Genomic DNA, 19,524 nt, shown 5'->3' with positions numbered 1-19,524 from the left:
AATGCCGATGTGTAGTCTTATCGTGTATTTTTTATTAAAAGGTTCTTTAGCTCAAAAACCAGGAGGTTAAATTTATTACTAAGCGCCCAAACCCCTCTCAATTTGACTAATCTCATCGCATAACTTTTGTGCATGCTGTTTTACAATACTCTCATCCATACCTTCCACCATAACACGTAATAAAGGTTCAGTGCCTGACGGTCTGAGTAATACTCTTCCCTCTCCTTTTAAACTAGTTTCTAAAGCTCGCACAATTTCAATTACTTGAGTATGTTCAGCAAGTAAGGTGGCATAATTAGTTTTTAAATTCATCAAGCTTTGTGGTAATAAATTTATTCCTTCAATTAATTGCTGTAAGGTTTTCCCTTGCTTTACCATAATTGACAAGACTTGCAATGCAGCAACAATCCCATCGCCTGTTGTAGTTTTATCCAGACAAACAATATGTCCTGAGGTTTCACCACCAATCTTCCAATCTTTTTCTCGTAAAGCCTCTAAAACGTATCGATCTCCTACGCGTGTTCGAACAAAAGGGATACCCAGACTTTTTATTGCGATTTCCAATCCATAATTGCTCATCTGCGTACCCACTACCCCGCCATTCAATACGCCTCTTTGATGCCTATCCTTCGCAATAATATAAAGAATTTGATCTCCATCAAGTAAACGACCATCAGAATCGATTAAGACCACACGATCTCCATCACCATCTAGACCAATACCAATGTCTGCACCCGTACTAATAACTTTTTGCCTTAATAATTCAGGAGCTGTAGAACCACAATCCTCGTTAATATTAAAGCCATCAGGGCGATTACCGATAGCGATAACTTGAGCACCCAACTCAACAAATACATTGGGAGCAATGTGGTAGGTTGCACCGTTAGCGCAATCAACAACTATTTTTAAACCGGATAATCGTGTTAATGAAGGAATTGTTGATTTACAAAATTCTATATAACGCCCACTTGCATCATCAATTCGTGCCGCCTTCCCCAAATTTTGTGACGGGACGGTTTGCATTTCCTTTTCCAGTTCCGCTTCAATTGCTAATTCAACGCTGTCGGGTAATTTACCCCCTTCTGAAGAAAAAAACTTAATTCCATTATCTTCAAATAAATTGTGCGATGCACTAATCACGATACCGGCATTGGCTCTCAGTGTTTGAGTCAAATAAGCAATGGCTGGAGTAGGCATTGGACCTAACAAAGCGACATCAACACCAGCAGCGGATAACCCCGCCTCCAAAGCTGATTCCAGCATATAGCCTGAAACTCGTGTGTCTTTTCCAATCACTACTTTTTTGCGATGCCCATTAGCCAATACTCGGCCAACAGCCCAACCCAACTTCAAAACGAATTCTGGATTAATATTTGACAGACCCACATGCCCTCTGATGCCATCAGTACCAAAATATTTACGTTGACTCATCCTTAACCACCTCTATTAAGAAATTTTAGCTCGCGTGAGCTGATCTACATCGGCCTGACTAATCATGGTAGTCATCTGCAGCGCCTGGTTTGTTTCATCTACATCGTGCGTTCTAATGATCCCCACGCCTTTCAGTGCTGCATAAACCGCTGCCGCTATACTTCCTATCAAACGCTCACCCACCTCTCTAGCCAGTACCGTCCCTATAGTACTTTTACGTGATACCCCTAAAAGCAGAGGCCTCCCCAATGATGCAAAGCTATCAAGATTTTTTACCAAGAGCAAATTATCTTGTACTTGTTTTCCAAATCCAAAGCCCGGATCCAAAATTATATTACTTCTTTTTATGCCTGCCTTATCACATGCATTAATACGTTCCATAAAAAAACGGGTTACTTCATTAAGCACACCGTCTGCATAATATGGATTACGTTGCATATTGTGTGGCTCACCTTGCATATGCATTAAGCATACCGGAACTGCCAGCTGTGCCGCCATCTCCAGAGTCCCTTTTGTGCGTAGAGCATAAATATCATTAATTAGGTTAGCACCTGCATTGATAGCAGCTTCCATAACCTCTGGTTTATTTGTATCAATCGAAATACATATATCTGAATTTGTACGAATTTGTTTAATGACAGGTATGACTCGATTTAATTCGACATCGAGCGGTACATGGTGCGCTCCGGGTCGGGTTGATTGCCCTCCAATATCGATTAAATCTGCACCTTTACTTACTAAGTAATCTGCGTGTTCGCAAGCCTTATCTAGGGATAAAAATTCGCCACCATCAGAAAATGAATCTGGAGTGACATTTAATATTCCCATAATTAAAGGTTTTTGGATTGATTTACCTAAAGAAGGTTGGCTTTGTAGTTCAAGCCAACCTGAAAATTGCGTTGGATTCACCTGCTTTTCTCACTAATATTTCAGTGCTCTTCAGCAGGGTTTACACTAACCTCATGCTCTGTTGGTTTTTCTGATGAGTGGTTATTCACTTCCGAGCCATCCAGTGGTTTTGACGAATTCCAATCTTCCGGTGGTGTAGGCTCTTTACCCGACATAATTTCTTGGATTTGATTGAAATCTATCGTTTCGTATTTAATCAAATTTTGTGCCATTAAATGCAGTTTATCCATATTGGTGACAAGAATTTCTTTAGCTCGTTTATAGTTTCGGTCAATAATCGTACGGACTTCATCATCAATTTGCTGCGCTGTCCTGTCTGACATTTCTTTATGTTTATTCATCGATCGCCCTAGGAATACTTCCTCTTCTTCTTCACCAAAAGTAAGAGGGCCCAAAGATGAAAGTCCCCAGCTTGTAACCATTTTACGGGCTATTTCAGTAGAACGCATGATGTCATTCGAGGCACCAGTAGTCACGCTTTCAGGACCAAAAATGAGTTCCTCGGCGATACGGCCACCAAACAAACTACATAATTGGCTTTCTAAACGGCGTTTACTATGACTATAGCGATCTTGCTCTGGTAGAAACATAGTCACCCCAAGAGCACGACCCCGTGGGATAATAGAAACTTTGTACACCGGATCATGTTCGGGTACAGATAAACCAACAATTGCGTGACCCGCCTCATGATAAGCAGTTAGTTTTTTCTCGTTATCATCCATAACCATGGAACGTCGTTCCGCTCCCATCATAATTTTGTCTTTTGCTTTGTCTAATTCCACCATGTTGACCTTGCGTTTATTTGCACGTGCAGCAAATAAAGCAGCTTCGTTCACCAGATTCGCGAGATCTGCTCCCGAAAACCCCGGAGTTCCTCGAGCAATTGCCATAATGTCCACATTGCTATCTACGGGAACTTTTTGCAAATGCACTCTTAAAATTTGTTCACGACCTCGAATGTCAGGTAATGGAACTACCACCTGGCGATCAAAACGACCTGGGCGCAATAATGCAGGATCTAGAACATCTGGGCGGTTCGTTGCTGCAACAACAATTACTCCTTCACTCCCTTCAAAACCATCCATTTCCACAAGCAATTGGTTTAGTGTTTGTTCGCGCTCGTCATGACCGCCTCCAAGACCCGCGCCTCTATGACGACCTACTGCATCAATTTCATCGATAAAAATAATACAAGGAGCATGTTTTTTCGCTTGTTCAAACATATCGCGGACCCGAGATGCACCCACCCCGACAAACATTTCAACAAAATCCGAACCCGAAATGGTGAAAAATGGAACTTTCGCTTCACCAGCAACAGCTCGAGCCAAAAGGGTTTTACCTGTTCCGGGAGAGCCCACTAATAATACACCGCGAGGAATACGTCCCCCAAGATTTTGGAATTTGGTAGGATCACGAAGAAAATCCACTAATTCTTTAACCTCTTCTTTAGCTTCATCTACTCCTGCAACATCAGCAAAAGTCACTTTTACTTGATCTTCACCAAGCAAGCGTGCACGTGATCGGCCAAACGACATGGCACCTCGACCACCCCCTCCTTGCATTTGGCGCATAAAAAATATCCAAACCCCGATTAAAAGCAGCATTGGGAACCAATTGATAAATAAATGGAGAAGGAAACTTTCTTGTTGTTTCTCTTGGCCGCTTACGTCGACTTTACTTTTTAGCAACTCGCCTAATAAAGCATTATCTTGCATAGGCATGTACGTTACAAAACGTTTATTATTTTTAGTCATTCCTTTGATGATTTTATCATCCTCAATGGTGACTGAATTAACCATACCTTGATCGACTTCTTTCAAAAATTGGCTGTAAGAAAGCTTCTCAGCAACCGTGTTTCGAGGGCCGAAATTACTGAAAACTGAAACAAGCACGATCGCTATAATCAGCCATAAAAATAAATTCTTAACCATGTCGTTCAAAGTATTAACCTCGTTAGTGACGTACAGCTTTTATATTATGATCGGATTCTTAAATCATAAAGTTACTATAAATTGTATCCCTTTGCCAGCAAATAGGTTTCTTTTGAGCGAGAACGAGAAGCGGAAGGCTTTCGAATCACGACTTTCTCAAAAGAAGCTCTTGCTTGTTTTACTAAATCATCAAAACCAGCGCCATGAAAGATTTTAATTAGCATGGAACCACCTGGTTTTAGCATTTTTTCTGCAAAATCAAAAGCCAATTCTACCAAATACATGGCACGTGGAATATCAATTGCAGTTGTACCACTCATATTTGGGGCCATATCTGATAATAACAAGTCAACACTGTGTTCAGGGATTAAATCTTTTAACTTCTGCAGTACTTCATCTTCCCTAAAATCCCCAAGAATGAAATCCACATCGGGCAATGCATCCATAGGCAAAATGTCAAGGGCAACTATACGCCCGCGACCTTGCAACCGTTCAGTGACATACTGTGTCCATCCACCAGGAGCTGCTCCTAGATCAACTACCGTCATCCCTGGTTTGAGCAAAGACTCTTTGTCGTCTACTTCTTTTAACTTGTATATAGCGCGACTACGATAACCCTCTGCTTGTGCTTTCTTTACATAAACATCATCAAAGTGCTCTTGTAACCACCGCTTACTGCTTTTAGTACGCTTCATAAATTTATATAGAGTATCAATTTGACCTATGATACTGAATTTCACTACCTTTTCCCAGCAAAACGTGCAATAATTTACCATTTTATCATTCAGTCTCCAAATAGCTATGTTATTGGAGTGTATTTAAGGAACATTACCAGTGGATACTGCACTCAAAAAATCACTTAAAGCCCAAGCACATCATTTAAAACCTGTCGTGCTTCTTGGTGCGAAAGGATTAACTGAAGCCGTTATTGCCGAAACAGATATTGCATTGCTTTCGCATGAACTCATAAAAGTGAAAATTAATGGGGCAGAAAGGGAGGACAGAATTATGATGGCAGATGAGTTATGCCAACAACTACAAGCCGAACTCGTACAAATGATTGGTAATACATTAATTATGTATCGTAAAAATGAAGAGAAACATAAGTGACAGAACTACGAGTATTGTATACACTAGACTTAACAGTTCAGCAAAAACATATACTCTTTCTTAAGCCATCCCTATATTTAAGGGGCTGAGCAAATAAGGGTAATTACATTATCGTATGGCCTATGATATTAAAATACATACCAAATGCTCTAACTTTATTGCGTCTCATAATAATCGCACCTTTTCTATTTTTTTTATATCGCCATGAGTATGTAATCGCTTTTTATTTATTCATATTTGCGGGATTAAGTGATGGCTTGGATGGCTTTTTAGCTCGTAGTTTTAACTGGCAAAGCTTTTTTGGATCTTTTGTGGATCCACTTGCGGATAAATTATTAATTGCTTCCAGCTTCATCTCTTTAGCATTAATTGGTTTATTGCCTTGGTGGCTTGTCGTTTTAGTGTTCCTCAGGGATTTAACAATTTCTTTGGGGGTAGTTGCTTGGTATCAATTTGTTCGCCGCAAGTTGGATTTTCAACCCACTTTGCTCAGTAAAATTAATACTGCATTACAACTCATTCTGGTTACTTCCTGTTTATTTGAATTAGCCTATTTTGAATTTCCTTCTTATTTGATCACTGTTCTAATCATTTTGACGACGTTTACAACAGCGGTTACTTATATTGATTATATATGGACCTGGGGCAAAAAAGCGTATCCCAAAAAAGAACCATCATAATGAATAAGCAGTTGGCGTTAGCAATAAAATTAAACGATGAGGCTACCCTTGTTGATTTCAATTGGGGAAGTAATAAACTGTTGCACCAGCAATTACATCACATGCTCACTCATAAAGAAGATCGGTTACTTTATCTTTGGGGTGATTCAGGTAGCGGTAAAACCCATTTATTACAAGGATGTTGTCAAGCAATTGATGCTCAATCTGCAATCTATCTTCCTTTGACTTTTCTTAAAGAATGGGGACCGCAAGCTATAGAGGGAGTTGAAGATCAAGAGTTAATCTGTATTGATGACATAGATGTTATAGCCAAAGATCCTGAATGGGAAGAAGCGTTATTTCATTTATACAATAAAATCAAAGATATGGAACAAAGCATTCTAATTATTTCTGGAAATCAATCTCCCGCTACAATTCCGATTCAACTGGCTGATTTACGTTCAAGATTAAGTTGGGGCTTGGTAATTCAACTAATGGAATTAAGTGACGAAGATAAAATTCACACTTTGAAACTTCATGCGCTTAAAAGAGGGTTCGACTTACCAGAAAGTGTGGGTCAATTCCTTTTAAATAGATGTTCCCGAAATATGCATGACCTACATAATTTGCTTAACCGCTTAGACGATGCATCTCTTGCTGCACAGCGAAAAATAACCATTCCTTTTGTGAAAGATATTCTCAATATTTAACTTTAAGATCGAAAGATAAATATTATCTATACCGACCTTACATAAAACAACAAGACGGGTCTACTTGTTCCTGCTTACACGTAATGTTCAAGAGTACATCGCAAGGTCGCTGAGGCTTAAGAAAAGAATAATAATTACCACTTGCTCGTATATCGATCGAAATTCGCTCATCAACACATTCATCAATTAACAGTGTTTTATCCAACTCAATGCGCTGTTCAGCTTGAGTTAATTTTTTCACTAATCGAGAAGCACCTATTACTTTTAGTTGTAGATTTTCTAATTTATGAATTTCTTTATTAATTAGATGCTTATCACATAATTTCTGGATATTCTCTTCGTTTAGGCCAAACCAGCTGCTTACTAATTTGTCTAGTCCAGGACGCTCAACATACCAGTAAATGCTAAATGCAGCGAATCCGACGAGAGCACTAAACAGGATCACAGGCCAAAAAGCTGATGTTAATGGGTTTATAAGAAGACCAGACATGAAAAGAGCTACTGATTGACCAGCGAAGAACCCTCCGCCAAAGAACAGGATTCCAGACACACCGGAAATAAGCGACTTAGCCCTATTCATATTCTCACTTGTGAGGGCCAACTCAAATTGCTTACTTGCTTCAGTGAGCAACGTAAAGCGTTTTTGCAGCATGGAAATAATGCATTCCAATTGTTTTAAATCTTCTTGTGACAAATCTGAAAGAGAATATTCATTTACTTTTTTTCTAATGGATTTAATTATTTTTAATTGCAACAAATATGCATCTAATAACTTATAAGTATCACTCAGTTTAACTCCCAAAGCCTTCGAGACTTTGACTAAGTCAAATCCACAAAAAACAATCACTGAAAGAAAGGAGAATACAAATCCAGCAGCAAGAATCATTGAGGAAGATAGATTGAAAATATTTAGCATGGTCACAATGCTATCGAATCCCTGACATGCTGCAACCAAAATACCTGCCATAGTGAGCAAGATAAATTTTATCTTGTCTATTGGAGTATTAGGTTTCTCTTCTTGGAGTAAATTGGCGTCAACCCCTTTCATAGAAAGGAATAAATCCTGCAATAAAGACGTTCGTAATAGTACAAGAATAAACTCGATTTTTTGCTGTTGTCCTTTTGATTTCCTAGAGTATTTTAGCTCTTTATTCAACCAAAATATTAAGGTCTGGAGATCAACCGATGTAGTAATGGAACTAAGCTCACGTGAATGGACTTGGGCCTCTGATAAATAGTTCTTTATTAATTTTTGAGAATGCAGATTGATTGGGATACTCATTTTTCTTACCTGCTTTCAATTAACTCCATAATTCACTGCATAGTACAATAGAAATCCTCGAAATGAACATAGTTTATCCAAGCTATCTTAAAAAATGCCTTAATAATAAAACAACTTACTGTCATTCATTTGCTACATCAATTATTTTTTGATCAAATTATATTCATGGAGTATAATTAATGTGCGAACATTGCGTAAGGAAGCGATCATGAAAAAAATTATTATCGCAGTATTAGTGTTTGTTCCTACACTTCTTTTAAGCGGTTGCTATGTCACTGCAAATCCCAATACTGGCTATTATAATTCAGGCTATTATCCAAACTACTCTTATTATTCAGGGTATTACCCAGGTTACTCTTATTCTGGCCTCGGGTTAGGATTGGGTAGTTTAGGCTTGGGCTATTGGGGTGGGCGCGGCTTCTATAGAGGTTGGCATGGTAGTAACTGGCATGGCGGTTGGCATAGAACTGGTTGGCACGGTGGCGGTTGGCATAAAGGAGGCTGGGGTGGTTGGCATCGTGGCCGAGGTCATTGGAGATAAACGAATTGAGTCAATCTAAATTCCACTCGGATTTTAGGTTGACTCATCTTCAATACGAATTATTAAAAATATCTCTCAACGTATTTTAATTAAGCGGATCCGAATGTTGTTCAAACCGAGACTGAATCATAAAACATTTAGATACAGAGTATTCTGCTTCTTTTGCCTCTTGCTCTAAGTCTGTTTTTTTCCCCGAAATATAACGACTTAACCGTGGTGACAATAACCACATTAGGAAAGCAATAATTAGGGTGACAATGCCAATACAAGCAAACACATGAGTATAAATCATTAATGAACCTACTCCAGGTTTAATTTGCTCAGGAAGTGCTGTGTAAGATGCGACTGAAGCACCAATAAATCCCGCAATTGCGGAGGTTAAAAACCACATTCCCATCACAAATCCAGCAATCTGGGGAGGTACCAATTCTGCAACCATAGCCACTCCTAGTGCAGATACTAATAATTCACCCACACTTTGAAATAAATAGCTCATGATTAACCACCAGGAAGAAACCATACCTTGGTCTGTGTAAAAATAACGTGCAAAAAAGAGCATTAAAAAACTAATTCCACACATCGTCATTCCTAAAGAGAATTTATAAGGAATAGAAAACTCTATGCCTCTTCTATGAAGAACGTCATAAAAATAGGCCAAAACTGGGCTCATTAATACGATCCAAATCGGGTTTAACGCTTGGAAACTTTGTGCATCAATCGTAATTCCCAAAAAAACAGGGACTACATTATGGACCGCAAACAAATTCAACGAGGTAGGCATTTGCTGATATAAAGTAAAGAAAATGATGGCTTCCAACATCAAAGCCAAAGCAACCAACATACGCATCTTGATAATTTTGCTTTCCTTGCGAATCATGAATAAGTAATAAGCGATTACCGTAATGGTAATCAACCAAAACAAATTTTTTGTTAGCATTACATGCTGCAATAAATAAGCAGATCCTTCAGTGAGACAGACTATTCCGACCAATATCAGTAACCACTGGAAAAACGAAATGTTCCGTTTGTCCGCATCAGTATTTATATGAGCCACAAATTGATGTTGAAGCCAATAATTTGCCAAGCCAATTAATAAACCGATCGCGCTCATCATATACGCATAAGAATAACCATAGCGGCTAGAAATTGCTGGTCCAGCAAATAATGCAATCATACTTCCCAAATTGATTGCCATATAATACAAGGTAAAGCCACCATGCAAACGCGGATCATTTGCCTCATAGCATTTAGCAAGCAAATTTGATGGATTTGCTTTAAACAAACCATTTCCAACACAAATTAACCCAAGGGCAAGAAATACATGTTCCTTATCAGTAAGCGCCAAAGAAAAATAACCTGCAGCCAAAACAATAAGGCCCAAAACAATGGTACGTTTGGTTCCTAATACTCTATCCCCCAAATACCCACCAATAACCACCATCCCGTATACTAAAGCCGAATAGGCACCAAAGGTGTAATAGGAAACGGTATCGTTGTAACCCAAATAGCGAATAAAAAATAAAGTTAAAATCCCTTGAACAGTATAAAACCCAAACCGCTCCCATAATTCCAACATAAAAATCATGTGAAATGCACGGGGTTGCTCGCGAAGTATATTCACCATGAGTTTTTTTCCTTTTGGGGGTAAATTTTTAAGTTAAAGGAGTTTTACGTTTTTTGCAATGAGGTTTAGACTAAAAAAGCAGAAGCTACGAAATTGAGGAATAACAGAAAAAAGCTATTTATCAATAGGTGCTTATCTTATCAGTGAAATGTATTTTCAATAGGTGGAGTTAATAAAGAATGAATCGGTTTTCCTTTTTCGACTCTATCTACTGAGCTTTTCAGAGGCTGAAATAATGGGATTGTACGGGATAATGAGATATCCGAAGTGTATTTAGTTATTTTTTGCGACGACTCATTTATATCATTTTTATTAGCCGAAAAACGTCCTAACATCAAATCGGTTGAATATTCTTTATTAGGCTTATCCGCCTGTGTTAAATCCTCAGAACTTCCGCCAACCAAAGAACAAATTTTGTTAACAATCCATTTTCCCAATTGGATTAAAGGCACGATCAATCGTGCTGCAAGGTATGCAAGTGAAATAACGGATACTGCGGTTAATATCCCTAATCCTACTAATGGGAAATATAAAGATACAATTAAACCAATTAAACCTAAGGCAGACAAACTTAAACCAACTCCCTTGTCCATGACTTGCATAAATCCTGCGTTCTTTATTTTGTTATTCAAATCCAATTCTTTTAACTTAAGTTTTATTAGCTCATCTTTTTCTGCCTTAAAACGTTCGTGTAGCATTGAAATTTGCTCACATAAAAAGATAAGCTCCTGTTCATCGATCTCTTCTCTTAATGCATTTCTAAGCGTAATTGCATCGGTCTGAATGGATTTTATTTCCTCTGTAGTATTGTCAATCAATTTTCTAATTGCTCTACGATCATTACCCAAACGGTTACGTTCATATATTGCTCTGCCTAATAAAAATACGCTTAAAAGAAATGAGATTGATGTTGTGGTTAGAGCAATCGCTATTGCTACAGCAGGAACTGTTATGGAAGTGATCGTCAGTGCTAACAATATTGAAGAAAAAAGCCATTTGGAATTATTGCTCCGATCCGCAGGAATTTTTTCGCCTAATAAGTAACAGGTAAGATAAATAAACGGGATAAGAAGAAAATCCAATGCAGCAAATATAATTGCTCCGATACCTAATCCTTGCTTCAGCGATTCAGTAGGCGCAATATTATTAAACGTTCTTATAGAAGAACTTATCTGCATTATTGCCTTGCCTGAACTACCGGTAGTTTTGATGATTTGTGATGCAAGTAATACCTTCTTTAAGACTTTTTCAGGATTTTTCTTAAAGAATAAGAGCTCAATTTCACAGTCGATGGGGCGTTGTATTTCTTCAAGGACTTCAGCTGCCTCGAGTAGAGTATCAGAAATCTCAAATTCTCTCACCTTGCTCACCAATTACCCACTTTGTTCAGAAACACATAATATACTATTCGCCAAAATTTTGATAATTTTTTTTCCAATATACGCTAGAGCTTGCTAATCCAGTATAAACTCAACTATATTTCCTCATAGAGACTAAATAAATGCGATAAAAAAAATCATTATGTCTAAAAAAGCCCTTTATTTGGCAGGTGGTGGTGCTCGAGGCGCTTATCAAGCTGGTGTCTTAAAAGCAATTGGCCACATATTACAAGTTAAAACATTACCCTTTGAAATGGTCAGCGGCGTAAGCGTGGGGAGTATGAACGCAGCAGTGCTTGCGGAAAATGCCGATGACTTTCCCACAGCACTTGATAAACTCGAGACGATTTGGAGTGAAATTCATTGCCAGCAAGTTTATAAAGCGAGTAATTTTGCATTAAGTAAATCCGTTATGCGTAACATGAGCACTATGATGATCAAGCAACGGCAAGCGGCACATTTACTTGATACCACTCCTCTGAGAGAGATGATAACGGATGGCCTTGATTTCAATAAAATTGCGCAAAATATAAGTGGTGGCTATCTCGATACTCTAGAAATTATCAGCAATTGTTATGAAACTCGCCAGACTATTTCGTTTTACGAACATAATAATCCTGAATTTATGGATTGGAATTACCCGCGCCACGGCAGCAAGCGTGTTAGCGTCCAGGCAGAACATATTTTAGCATCCAGTGCCTTACCTCTATTTTTTCCAACCGTGTTACTTGACGGTTTTCATTATGGTGACGGTAGCGTGGGTCTGGCTGCACCACTACGAGGATCTATTCGTTTTGAAGTCGATAAAATTCTAATTTTAGGAACCCGGGCTCTACCTACATTTGTTGAACAGGAAACGTTACGAAATCATGATGACATTCCTTTTTCGCATATTTTTGGTAACATGCTAAATGCGCTCTTTTTGGACAATCTCGACCGGGATATTGAAATGGTCAACCGAATGAATGAAATAGCGATGTTGCTCTCAATGTGGAAAAAGCGCCGCTCTCCATGGCGCCCCATCACTACTTTGCATTTACGTCCGAGTAAAGATTTAGCACCTTTAGCGCAAATCCATTTTAAAGCGCTTCCCACTTTACTCCGCTATCTCCTCAATATTCTAGGTGAGAAAAAACATTCTGGCGATCTTTTAAGTTTTGTGCTTTTTGAACGAGACTACACCCGGGAATTGCTTGAACTTGGTTTTCAAGACACCATCAATAATGCCAAGGAAGTTACGGCTTTTTTTGAGTAGTTGCGCCACTTACAATGTGAAGCCTCCGTATAACCTGGGTTTCATTTTGATTTTCCCCCGGTGACATGGGTACGTAATAGGGAAAGTACTTCTTCTGTTTGAGGCATCACACCATGCCAAATAAAGAATGACTCAGCAGCTTGTTCGACCAACATGCCTAAACCATCCACTGCTTCGCAACCTAAGTCCTTAGCATATTGAACAAAAGCCGTAATCTCATTGTGTTCATAAGACAGATCATAACAAAATGGTTTTGCTGACATACATTGTGCAGGTAAGGCCACAAACTCCCCCGCCAAACTGGCAGAAGTAGCATTAATCACCAAATCAAATTGTCCTTCCAGCGCATTAAGACTCAAACATTTGATTTGCGGGAAAGCACGTTGGAAATCTTCCGCTTTGGTTAAAGTACGATTGGCTATGATCAGCTCTGCAGGATGATGCTCCAGTAGAGGATAAACTATTCCACGAGCGGCTCCTCCAGCTCCTAATATCAATACCCTTTTGCTTTCGACTGAGATATAGCGATGCAAATCACGAATAATTCCCACACCATCCGTATTGTCTGCATGTAATTGATTTGCTTCCATCCATAACGTATTTGCAGCTCCAGCTTGGGCACAACGTGAACTACAGTGTAATGCCATCGCAAAAGCTCTTTGTTTGAAGGGTAAAGTAATATTAAGACCCTTGCCACCGAGAGTAAAAAAATCAGATACTTGTTGCTCGAAAGATGATTCATCCACCTTAATTTTTTCATAAGTCAATTGCACATTCACCTGTTGAGCAAAATACTGATGAATTATCGGGGATAAACTATGCGCAATTGGATTACCCATAACTGCAAAACGATGAGACATTTCCGCTCCTACTCTGTTTAATTTTACCTATTATCCGTAAAAAGCTTATCGATAAACGTGCACCTGTCAAATTATCAAGGAGCTATTCATAATTCCAATAAAATTGTTCAAAATTTAATTTTTCTTGAAAAAAATGCATCTCTCTACAAATAATTAAAGTAACCGAGCTCGTTTGTCTCAAATATCTCAATCAGATTGCGTGACGAAAGAGCATAATAAAACTCAATTGAGTTAAGGAAAATTCAATGAGCGACTTTTCCGTAAATGAAAAAAATATTTTAAGAAACAGTCCTCTCTTAAGTTCTTTATCCGAGGAAAATTATCAAACATTTATGGAGATTTCATCAAGAACTACCTTTGGAAAAGGCAATATTTTGCTTAAAGAAGGTGAATTAAATGATAATTTTTTCATTATTATTTCGGGGACTGTTGGGCTTTATAAAAAAGAAAGGGAAAATTCTGCCCCTGAATTGATTGGAACCCTGAGCGCAGGAGAAACAATTGATGAAATGAGGGTGATTCAAAACCGCACCTGTGCTCTAACTGTCATAGCAATGGAGTCCACTGTGGTGTTACACCTGTCAATCAGCAAATTACATGCTTTGGAAAATCATGAGTGTCATGATGCAATTGTCGCCTCAGTCATTAAAATAATCAGCGACCGTTTGTTTCACAGTAATGAAACCATTCTCAATAAAATCCATGAAAAAAAGAAAAAGAACAAACAAATTTTTTGTATATTGTTTGGTGCACTTGTCCTGTGTATTTTTTTATCTGAAGTAGGATTAGGGCTGTATTACACGTTAAAACCTTCCAATTTATGCAATGATTTGAATTCTCTTCCAGCTGAAAACACTAAAGTCGTACTCTAAAATGAGGTTAAACCATAACTGGGTTATGGCGTCGCCTAACCCAGGTTACCAAATTGCTTCTCTAATTCACCATTAAACTTTTAGAAACAACTTCTGCCAAATCACGTGATAATTCTAACTTAGCCAACTGTTCTAATTGATTTCGCATCAAAGTTTGTCTGGAGCTATCATAGCGCTTCCAACGCGTGAACGGATTAGCCAAGCGGGCTGCGATTTGCGGATTAATCTTATCTAGTGTCACCAGCATTTCCGCTAAAAAGGAATAACCGCTTCCATCTAATGCATGAAAATTGCGCGGATTTCCCATACAAAATGCGCCGAGCAAAGCGCGGACTTTATTTGGATTCTTGATACAGAATGCAGGGTGTTTTAATAAAACTTTCACATGAGTTAAAGTTTCCGGTAACTCACAAGTCGCTTGGATTGCAAACCACTTGTCTAAAACCAAATCATTTTTGGACCATTGTTTATAAAAATCATCAATTGTTTGTTCGCGTAAACCTTGATTCGTGCAATTAACTAATAAAGAAAAACTAGCCATTTGATCGGTCATAGTCCGTGCAGCCATAAATTGTTGTTGACACAGGTCTAGAGTTGAAACTTCCTTTGCTTTCATCATAAGCCATAGACAAACATTGCGTAATTTTCTCCGCCCGTATGCAGGACCATTCATACGGTGATCTTCAATATTCCATAACTGCCGATAAAGTGAATGAGCAGCTTCATACAAATACCAACCTAATTGCTGGTGAAAAAAATCACGTACACTTTCTACAGCACTCACATCCACACTCTCTAATCGTGTAGCAATATCCTCAAATCCTGGAGGTGTTAATAATTCTGCGCGAAGATCCGCATCAAGTGACTCATCAAGCAATACATGCTGCAAAGCTGAAATCAAATTAGATGGAATTTGCCATTTACTTGATGGTTTATTCAAACATTCCTTGATGCAATTCAGAATAAGATTTTGTGCTGCATCCCATTTAGCATAACCATCTACTTCGTGTCGCAATAAAAACAACAACTCGTCCTGACTTAAATCATGATTCATCTTAATCGGGGCAGAAAACTCACGTAATAAGGATATGACCGGTTTTTCATTTAAGTTTGTAAAAGTGAAACTCTGTTCCATTTCCTTTAACTCTAATAGTTCTCGATCCAATGATATTTGATGTCCATTAGAGTCAAATAAGGCAATTTTAATAGGAATATGAAATGGTTTCTTCTCATGGCATTCAGGAGTTGAAGGACAACTTTGTTTCATTTTTAAGATCAACTGCCCTTGTGCATACTCACTAGTAACGGTTACTTCTGGAGTTCCTGCCTGGCTATACCATCGTTTAAATTGAGTTAAATCAATCTGATTACTGTCTTCCATAGCAGCAACAAAATCATCAATAGTAACCGCTTGACCATCATGACGTTTAAAATATAAATCCATACCCTTACGGAAACCTGCCTTACCAAGTAGTGTATGCTGCATACGGATAACTTCAGCACCTTTGTTATATACCGTAGCTGTATAAAAATTATTTATTTCCTGATAAGACTCGGGTCGTACCGGATGTGCCATGGCTCCGGCATCCTCGGGAAATTGCGCACTTCGCAATACCCTAACATCCATAATCCGATTTACGTCACGTGAGTTCATATCCCGAGAAAATTCCTGATCCCGAAACACAGTGAGTCCTTCTTTCAAACTTAACTGGAACCAATCACGACAGGTAACTCGATTACCAGTCCAATTATGAAAATATTCATGGGCAACCACGCCTTCAACATCTGCAAAATCTTGATCGGTTGCGGTTTCAGGACGAGCAAGAATGTACTTGGAGTTAAAAATATTTAATCCCTTGTTCTCCATTGCTCCCATATTGAAGTCGCTAACCGCTACGATCATAAAAATATCCAGATCGTATTCACGTCCATAAACTTCTTCATCCCAGCGCATGGATTTTTTTAAAGAGTCCATCGCATGGGCACATTTATCTTCATTTCCAGGTTCCACATAAATACGTAAATCAATAGTGCGACCAGAACTCGTAGTAAATTGATCCTGCACACAAGCCAAATCTCCTGCAACTAAAGCAAATAAATACGATGGTTTTTTAAAGGGATCATTCCAAACTACCCAATGACGCCCCTCCGGAGTGCTACCTGATTCGATTAAATTTCCATTGGATAACAAGATAGGGTATTGTTTTTTATCTGCCGAAATGCGCGTTGTATAAGTAGCTAAAACATCGGGGCGATCTGGAAAATAGGTAATGCGTCGAAAGCCTTCTGCCTCGCACTGGGTACAAAATAAATGATTTGAGCGATAAAGGCCGGATAATTGGGTGTTATTTTGAGGATAAATCCGCGTGACAATATCTAATACCAGTTCATCGGGACAATTTTCTATAATTAGCTCATCCTCATGTAAGGTGTAAGCAGATGGCTCGAGTTTTTGGCCATTCAGATGCACGCTTACCAATTCCAACTCATCTCCATATAAATGCAAAGGACCTTGATGTTGACGGATTAATTTCAGTTCACTTTGTACCAAAGCATGATCATCATACAAGTCAAAATTTAAATTTACAGTTTCTACTGTAAAAAAAGGGGGCTGGTAGTTTTTTAAATAAACGGTAGTGTTAGGCATGATCATTACATCCTATGCAAATGCGATTAAGTTTATTGAGTTATATAACAATTTTCCTAGTTTAGCCTATAATGATTATAAAGGGGTAACTTCTTAGGTCAATCTTTATAAATAGAACGAAGTTAGCTGAAAATCCATTATTGCATTTACCAGTAAAATGCAATAAATGTAAAGAAACACAATATATCCTTATAGAAGGGTAAAAGGGGATGGCATATGAACACTCAAGACTTTTTAACTGGTTATACCAAACGCTTTGTAGATAACAAAGAAGAAGAGATGAGTTTGGAAGAATACCTAGAGTTGTGTAAAAATGACCCGTCTGCCTATGCCAATCCAGCGGAACGCTTATTAATGGCTATAGGTGAGCCAGAAATGATTGACACACGTCATGATCCTGTTTTATCAAGGATTTTTTCCAATAAAATCATCCCTCATTATACTGTATTTCAAGATTTTTACGGCATGGAAGAACCCATTGAACAAATTGTTGGTTTCCTTAAACATGCAGCTCAAGGACTGGAAGAAACCAAACAAGTTCTTTATCTCTTAGGACCTGTAGGTGGAGGTAAATCTTCTATCGCTGAAAAATTAAAAGATTTAATGGAAAAAACCCCCTTTTATGCCATTAAAGGTTCACCAGTATTTGAATCCCCTCTTTCTTTATTTAATCCAATAGAAGATGCTGAGTTACTCCAAGAACGGTTCGGAATTCCCCCCCGATACTTACGATATCTGATGTCACCCTGGGCAGTTAAACGATTACATGAATATAATGGAGACATCAGTAAATTTAGAGTGATTAAGGTTAAACCATCCCGTTTAAAACAGATTGCCGTTGCCAAAACAGAGCCAGGCGATGAAAACAACCAGGATATCTCGTCCTTAGTGGGTAAAGTGGATATTCGTAAACTCGAGGAGTTTTCTCAGGATGATCCTGATGCATACAGTTATTCTGGTGGCTTATGCCGTGCAAACCGTGGTCTTTTGGAATTTGTTGAAATGTTCAAAGCACCCATCAAAGTGCTACATCCATTGTTAACGGCCACTCAGGAAGGCAATTACAACGCAACTGAAGGATTATCTTCTATTCCATTTGAAGGAATTATCTTAGCGCACTCCAATGAGTCCGAATGGCAATCATTTAGAAATAACAAAAATAATGAAGCATTTATAGACCGTATTAATATAGTCAAAGTACCTTATTGCCTGCGTGTTTCTGAAGAAATTAAAATTTATCAAAAGCTTATTGATAATAGTTCGCTGACTCATGCACAATGTGCCCCTGGGACTTTGGACATGTTGGCGCAATTTTCAGTGTTAACTCGTTTAAAAGAGCCTCAAAATTCAAGTATTTACTCAAAAATGCGCGTTTATAACGGCGAGAGTTTAAAGGACACCGACCCGAAAGCTAAATCATATCAGGAATACCGTGACTTCGCCGGTGTTGATGAAGGAATGAGTGGTGTGTCCACTCGCTTTGCTTTCAAAATCTTATCTAAAGTGTTCAATTTCGATCATAGTGAAGTAGCCGCGAATCCAGTACATTTAATGTATGTCTTGGAGCGTCAAATTGAACAAGAACAATTTCCGCAAGAAGTACAGGAATCTTACTTGGCCTTTATTAAAGAATATTTGGCACCTAAGTATGTTGAGTTTATTGGCAAGGAAATTCAAACTGCTTACTTGGAATCATATTCTGAATATGGCCAAAATATCTTCGACCGCTACATAACCTATGCAGATTTCTGGATCCAAGACCAAGATTATCGCGACCCAGATACCGGTGAAATTTTCGATCGCGCTTTATTAAACCAAGAACTGGAAAAAATTGAAAAACCCGCAGGGATATCCAATCCAAAAGATTTTCGTAATGAAGTGGTGAATTTTGTTTTACGCGCCCGTGCTAATAATCGTGGCAAAAACCCTGTGTGGAACAGTTATGAAAAATTAAGATCGGTGATTGAGAAAAAGATGTTCACCAATACGGAAGATTTGTTACCTGTTATTTCTTTCAATGCCAAAGCATCTGAAGATGATAAGAAAAAACATGAGGAGTTTATTTCTCGAATGATCGATAAAGGTTATACACGCAAACAAGTACGCTTGCTTTGCGAATGGTATTTGCGAGTACGTAAGTCACAATAATAATGGGGTTCTCTCGCACCTATGAGAGAAAGCTAAAGACTAGCTATTTTGTAGTTTGGGTTAAGCGCGAGTTGTAACCCGGGACCTATAGTAAAGCTTCTTTGAGCCCAGGCTCTTGCCTTCGCCAAAGTACAAATAGGTGCAGAATATTTTATGTGGGGCTAAA

Annotated in this window: 16 protein-coding genes; 7 read left to right on the top strand and 9 right to left on the bottom strand. The window is 38.5% G+C overall.

Annotation, left to right across the window (positions count from 1 at the left end; all coding sequences use genetic code 11):
• Positions 1-78 precede the first annotated feature (78 nt).
• From glmM to rlmE, 4 genes are all read right to left on the bottom strand, one after another.
• A complete protein-coding gene (gene glmM, locus ACWTE2_RS25795; protein WP_454784997.1) occupies positions 79-1,431 on the bottom strand; it encodes a phosphoglucosamine mutase in 1,353 nt (450 codons plus the stop codon).
• 15 nt (positions 1,432-1,446) lie between these two features.
• Positions 1,447-2,340: a dihydropteroate synthase gene (gene folP, locus ACWTE2_RS25790; protein ID WP_454784996.1), complete on the bottom strand. Its 894-nt coding sequence runs from the start codon at positions 2,338-2,340 to the stop codon at positions 1,447-1,449.
• 20 nt (positions 2,341-2,360) lie between these two features.
• Complete coding sequence (gene ftsH / locus ACWTE2_RS25785; protein ID WP_454785030.1) at positions 2,361-4,271, bottom strand: ATP-dependent zinc metalloprotease FtsH; 1,911 nt, start codon at positions 4,269-4,271, stop codon at positions 2,361-2,363.
• 74 nt (positions 4,272-4,345) lie between these two features.
• Positions 4,346-4,966: a 23S rRNA (uridine(2552)-2'-O)-methyltransferase RlmE gene (rlmE, locus tag ACWTE2_RS25780; RefSeq protein WP_182393575.1), complete on the bottom strand. Its 621-nt coding sequence runs from the start codon at positions 4,964-4,966 to the stop codon at positions 4,346-4,348.
• A gap of 139 nt (positions 4,967-5,105) precedes the next feature.
• Between rlmE and yhbY the strand changes: the two genes are divergently transcribed.
• The 3 genes from yhbY to hda all read left to right on the top strand — a co-directional run bounded on the left by yhbY (position 5,106) and on the right by hda (position 6,750).
• On the top strand, positions 5,106-5,381 hold the full coding sequence (gene yhbY, locus ACWTE2_RS25775; RefSeq protein WP_182392329.1) for a ribosome assembly RNA-binding protein YhbY: 276 nt from the start codon (positions 5,106-5,108) through the stop codon (positions 5,379-5,381).
• Between the two features lie 122 nt (positions 5,382-5,503).
• Entirely contained in the window at positions 5,504-6,061 is a 558-nt protein-coding gene (locus ACWTE2_RS25770; protein ID WP_182392328.1) for a CDP-alcohol phosphatidyltransferase family protein, read from the top strand.
• Positions 6,061-6,750: a DnaA regulatory inactivator Hda gene (gene hda, locus ACWTE2_RS25765; RefSeq protein WP_454784995.1), complete on the top strand. Its 690-nt coding sequence runs from the start codon at positions 6,061-6,063 to the stop codon at positions 6,748-6,750. Before ACWTE2_RS25770 ends, hda begins: the two co-directional genes overlap by 1 nt.
• Before the next feature lie 37 nt (positions 6,751-6,787).
• Here hda and ACWTE2_RS25760 read toward each other — a convergent pair whose 3' ends face one another.
• A complete protein-coding gene (locus ACWTE2_RS25760; RefSeq protein ID WP_454784994.1) occupies positions 6,788-8,032 on the bottom strand; it encodes a hypothetical protein in 1,245 nt (414 codons plus the stop codon).
• Positions 8,033-8,240: 208 nt separating this feature from the next.
• On the opposite strand from ACWTE2_RS25760, the gene ACWTE2_RS25755 reads away from it, so the two are divergent.
• Positions 8,241-8,573, top strand: coding sequence for a hypothetical protein (locus tag ACWTE2_RS25755; protein WP_454784993.1), 333 nt, complete (start codon positions 8,241-8,243; stop codon positions 8,571-8,573).
• A gap of 85 nt (positions 8,574-8,658) precedes the next feature.
• Here ACWTE2_RS25755 and ACWTE2_RS25750 read toward each other — a convergent pair whose 3' ends face one another.
• Together ACWTE2_RS25750 and ACWTE2_RS25745 are read right to left on the bottom strand one after the other, a co-directional pair.
• Positions 8,659-10,197, bottom strand: a complete 1,539-nt coding sequence (locus ACWTE2_RS25750) for an oligopeptide:H+ symporter (RefSeq protein ID WP_454784992.1) — start codon at positions 10,195-10,197, stop codon at positions 8,659-8,661.
• 140 nt (positions 10,198-10,337) lie between these two features.
• Positions 10,338-11,558, bottom strand: a complete 1,221-nt coding sequence (locus ACWTE2_RS25745; protein ID WP_454784991.1) for a hypothetical protein — start codon at positions 11,556-11,558, stop codon at positions 10,338-10,340.
• Positions 11,559-11,718: 160 nt separating this feature from the next.
• Between ACWTE2_RS25745 and ACWTE2_RS25740 the strand changes: the two genes are divergently transcribed.
• Complete coding sequence (locus ACWTE2_RS25740) at positions 11,719-12,831, top strand: patatin-like phospholipase family protein (protein ID WP_182392322.1); 1,113 nt, start codon at positions 11,719-11,721, stop codon at positions 12,829-12,831.
• 41 nt (positions 12,832-12,872) lie between these two features.
• Here ACWTE2_RS25740 and aroE read toward each other — a convergent pair whose 3' ends face one another.
• Entirely contained in the window at positions 12,873-13,691 is an 819-nt protein-coding gene (gene aroE, locus ACWTE2_RS25735) for a shikimate dehydrogenase (RefSeq protein ID WP_454784990.1), read from the bottom strand.
• 245 nt (positions 13,692-13,936) lie between these two features.
• On the opposite strand from aroE, the gene ACWTE2_RS25730 reads away from it, so the two are divergent.
• Positions 13,937-14,563 carry a Crp/Fnr family transcriptional regulator gene (locus tag ACWTE2_RS25730; RefSeq protein WP_454784989.1) on the top strand — a complete coding sequence of 209 codons (627 nt, stop codon included), beginning with the start codon at positions 13,937-13,939 and terminating at the stop codon, positions 14,561-14,563.
• A gap of 61 nt (positions 14,564-14,624) precedes the next feature.
• Here ACWTE2_RS25730 and pepN read toward each other — a convergent pair whose 3' ends face one another.
• Entirely contained in the window at positions 14,625-17,210 is a 2,586-nt protein-coding gene (gene pepN / locus ACWTE2_RS25725) for an aminopeptidase N (RefSeq protein ID WP_454784988.1), read from the bottom strand.
• Between the two features lie 216 nt (positions 17,211-17,426).
• Between pepN and ACWTE2_RS25720 the strand changes: the two genes are divergently transcribed.
• Positions 17,427-19,358, top strand: coding sequence for a PrkA family serine protein kinase (locus ACWTE2_RS25720; RefSeq protein ID WP_454784987.1), 1,932 nt, complete (start codon positions 17,427-17,429; stop codon positions 19,356-19,358).
• Positions 19,359-19,524 lie beyond the last annotated feature (166 nt).

The organism is Legionella nigrisilvae, from assembly GCF_977063395.2.
This window is presented reverse-complemented; position numbering and strand designations above follow the sequence as displayed.